Source organism: Brachyspira sp. G79 (genome assembly GCF_002379365.1).
Classification (GTDB): domain Bacteria; phylum Spirochaetota; class Brachyspiria; order Brachyspirales; family Brachyspiraceae; genus Brachyspira.
On sequence record NZ_JQIU01000008.1, the window covers coordinates 1,561,590 to 1,566,048 of the forward strand.

Genomic DNA, 4,459 nt, shown 5'->3' on the forward strand with positions numbered 1-4,459 from the left:
ACATTTTTGTAAAGTTAAAAGTACATGTCACAAATATATCTTTCATTGCTATATTAGGGTTATTTTGAATTGTCTCGTATATTGTATTGTATGAACTGCTTATATGAACTAAATCATTAAATGTATCTTTATTAAAAATATTATTAGAAAATCCGTCTATCAAAGCATCTTCTATATACTTATAGCTTGTAAACTGAGTTTTTAATATTTTGTAAGATTTTTTTCCTATATTGATATGAGCAATATCATTAAAAACAACTTCTCTAAAAGCATATTGAGTACATATTTCAGGTACAAAGTTAATAATCTCTTCTCTTATATTATTATCAGCTATAATATTAGTTATGCTGTTAATAAACTTTTCATAATCTCCTTCAAACTTTTCAAACTCGAGAACATACTCTATAACAAAATATTCAATTTCTTCTCTGCTGTAAGGATATTTAACATATGTAGTATCAGACTGAAGTATGAAAAAAAACTGCTTTATAGAAAAGAACTCTCCATCATTATCCCATTTAATAATCTCATTTTGCACACAGTTTTCTAATACTTTATTATTAATATTATTTATAGAGCATTCTGCCATAATTTCTCCGTCAGGCATTTTTGCTCCATAAGTCTTTATAAAACTCACCCTATTATTAGAAAGTATAAAAGGCACTTCTTTTTTTATAGCATTCCATAAAAAACTAGAATATCCGTTATCTTCATCAAAACCTACATATTCATGGTAGCAGTCTTCTTTATTTTCTATATTTCCAAGCCCTATCATAGGACTTTCGCATACTGTAAAAATCTTTTTATTGTCAAGTATATAAGTCTCTATTTCATGATGATGAATACCAGACAAAAAGTCGAGTATACCCTGCAAAGCACAATATACAAAATTATCTGAAGAAAGTACTATAGCTCTATATTCATCAGATGCTATACTAGAAGAAGATTCAAAAAATACATCATCAAAAAGCGGTGCTTTAACATAAAAATATATAGTGCATAATATACTGTTTTTCTTTTCTATCTGTACTATTTCTGGCTCAATAGTAATATCATAACTTAATAATCTAATAGAATCTCTTTCTATTAAATTTTTTTCTCTTATAGTTTTATGAAGTCTATTTAACAGCGTATCTTTATAACTATTCATGCGGCACCATTTTTAATATTTCATCTATAGATATTGGGCTGTAATTATGAATATCACATGAAGCATTAAATGCTCTCTTATGATATTTTTTATCATTATGCCAATGTCCATGTATTAGAATAGTATTATTATAATATCCTTCCCATTCTGATATAGGATAATGAAATAAAACAATATTTTTAATTTTTTTATTATATTCTTCTATATTCAATACATGATAATCTTTAATAAATAAGAATAATTTTTTGTCAAACTTACAATTATTTATAAACTTATCATTATTTCCTTTAATCAGATATTTATTTCCATTAAGTATTTTTAAAATATTTGAAGTTTTTATATATCCTCTTTCATTTGAAAAATCGCCTACAATATATATATCATCTTTATCAGATACTTTTTTATTCCAATTATCTATTAAAATATTATGCATAGAATTATAATCATCAAATTTTTTTTTTCTTGCACTATGCATATAAAAAAAGTGCGTATCAGAAGTAAAATATATCATATATAATAATATCCATAAATAAAAACATTATACTAAATAATATTTATTGTTTTCATTTCTTACATTTTTAATAAAAATATAGACATTTCATAGTTTTTATCATATAATAAATTATTATATTTTCAAGCAAAATATTATTTACTATAGACATTTTTAGATTTTTCCGATAATATATAGTAAGATTTTCAATTTTTACGGGGCGTGTAAATGGATGATTATATAAAAAGTCTGCTTAAAGATTTCTTTGAAGAAGCATTTGAAATGCTTGACAGACTAGAACAAAATATTCTTATTTTAGATAATGAAAGACATAATGTTGATGCCATACAGGAAATATTCAGAGCAGTTCATACTTTAAAAGGAAGTGCTGGTGCAGTAGAACTTGTTGAAACACAAAAATACGCCCACAGATTTGAAGACTTACTAGATTTGATAAGAAATAATAAAATAGAAGTAGATGACGCTACTATAGATGTTCTTTTAAAGGGTATAGATATATTAAAAGACCTTATCAATACAGCAAGCGAAGAGGGAGAATATTCGGGAGATATAGAAGCAGAGATAAAAAAGCTGGAGGATTTTAAAAATGCCAAACTAGGCGGTCAGTCATCTGCTCCCGAAGCATCATCATCTAGTGCCGCTGTAAATAAAGAGGCTGCTGCTCCTGAAGCTGAAAAAAAAGTTAATAAATACGAACTTTTGCCTAATGACAGCGATTTGCTTGGTATAATAAGAGATAATGTTGAAGAAGGTGTAAAAACAAAGTTAGTACATGTAAGTTTTGACCCTGAAAGCCCTATGAGAACGGTTGGAGGTGTTCAAGTATTTGTTGCTCTTAAAGATGTTGGAGAAATAATGGGAAGTATTCCCCCTTTGGAATCTTTGGAAGGTGATGAGTTTTATGAACATGTTACATATATACTTGCTACTATTAATGAAGATAAAACAATAATAGACGCTATTACATTACCAGATGTCACTAAAGAAATATCAATTGAAGATATCATACTAGAAGAATATGAGAAATTTCTTCAGGAGAAAAATCAAAAAGAAGCAGCACAAAAAGCCAAAGAGACTGCTACCCCTGCTGCAAATACTGCCAAAAAACCTGACGCAGCCAAAAGCGGAAAAGACCATAAAGTTGACAGACAAAGCTCTTTTTTAAGAGTAGAAAGCGACAGAATAGATGCTATGATGAATCAGGTTGGAGAGCTTGTAACAAATAAAAGTTCATATGTTCAGTATGATGATGATCTTACTTCATACCAGAAAATCATAGGAAACGGTATTAATGAAGTAAAAAGATACTATAGAGACAGCATTGTTCAAGTACTTAGAAAGTTTGAAGAACATATGCAGAAAAAAGAAGCCAAAGAAATAAGAAACACTTATATAGATGGATTTAATAATAAATTAAGCGAACTTGTAAAAATGGAAGAAGAGTTTAAAAATACATTAGACAGATTTAGAAACTCTTACCAACTTCTTACTAGGGTAACTAATGAGCTTCAGGAAACAGTAATGAAAATAAGAATGCTTCCTATAGCTCAGACATTCAATAGATTTCCTCGTCTTATAAGAGATTTATCAAGAGATTTGGGTAAAGAAGTAAAATTAGAAATGTACGGAGAAGAAACAGAATTAGATAAATCTGTTATTGAGGTATTGGTAGACCCATTAGTGCACCTTGTAAGAAATGCCATGGACCATGGTATAGAACTTCCTGAAGATAGAGAAAAAGCTGGAAAACCTAGAACTGGAACTGTTGTTTTAGGAGCTTCACATGAGGGTAACTTAATTATCATAAAGATATCTGATGACGGAAAGGGAATGATACCGCAGAAAATATTTGAAAGTGCTGTAAAAAAAGGTTTGGTATCAGCTGATGCTAAACTTTCAGAAAGACAGATGCTTGAATATATATTTGCACCTGGATTTTCTACTGCTGCCAAAATTACAAATGTATCAGGTCGTGGCGTTGGTATGGACGTTGTTAAAAAAAGTCTTGAAAAAATTAACGGTACTATCGGTATAGAAACAGAATGGGGAAAAGGTTCCACTTTCTTTTTAAGAATTCCTCTTACTGTTGCAATTATTCAGGCTCTTATTGTTGATGCTGAAAAAGAATATTATGCAGTTCCTATTAACAGTATATTAGAAACTATAAAAATTGACGTGCAGGATATTCAAGAGCTTGAAGGTATAGAGGTTATTAAAGTAAGAGATGATGTAATAAATGTATTAAGCGTTAAAGAATTATTCAGGCTCCCTTCGAGGTATAATAATATCAAATCATACTATGCTGTTATACTTTCTTCAGAAGGTAAAAAGGTAGCTCTTCTTGTTAATAATCTTATAGGCGAACAGGATATAGTTATAAAAACATTGAAAGATAATATTACAAAAAGTGAAGGCTTGGCTGGTGCTACTGTATTGGGTGATGGTACTGTAAGTTTCATTTTGGATATTCAAACTATGGTAAGTCTAGGTACTAAAAGAATAATAGAAAGAGGTAAAATTAATAACAGTTCAAAAACAAACAAAAATGATTTGAGAAGTTTTATAGAAAAATTAAAAAATAATGAAATACCAGAAGTAAATACAAGTAAAGAATAGGCTTGTTTTTAAATAAACAAATTATTTAATATTTCTTAAAGTTTTATAAATAGATTTATACTAATTATAATGTAAGTTATAATTAGTAATTAAAAATGCTATATGTATAATTATAAATAAAAAGTAATCATTAAATATCTCTAATATTAAGTTTTTCATGTAAATACTACTGAGTACTTTGT

General features: G+C 28.2%; 3 protein-coding genes. 1 reads left to right on the plus strand and 2 read right to left on the minus strand.

Features of this window, described 5'->3' with window-relative positions:
* Together KQ44_RS08315 and KQ44_RS08320 are read right to left on the minus strand one after the other, a co-directional pair.
* Nucleotides 1-1,150: DUF6348 family protein (locus tag KQ44_RS08315; RefSeq protein ID WP_096737012.1), on the minus strand; the 1,150-nt coding region annotated here is incomplete at its 3' end.
* Nucleotides 1,143-1,661, minus strand: a complete 519-nt coding sequence (locus tag KQ44_RS08320) for a metallophosphoesterase (protein ID WP_096737013.1) — start codon at nucleotides 1,659-1,661, stop codon at nucleotides 1,143-1,145. The genes KQ44_RS08315 and KQ44_RS08320, both read right to left, overlap by 8 nt.
* Before the next feature lie 207 nt (nucleotides 1,662-1,868).
* On the opposite strand from KQ44_RS08320, the gene KQ44_RS08325 reads away from it, so the two are divergent.
* Nucleotides 1,869-4,277 (plus strand): chemotaxis protein CheA, encoded by a 2,409-nt coding sequence (locus KQ44_RS08325; RefSeq protein WP_096737014.1) that lies wholly within the window; start codon nucleotides 1,869-1,871, stop codon nucleotides 4,275-4,277.
* Nucleotides 4,278-4,459: the final 182 nt, after the last annotated feature.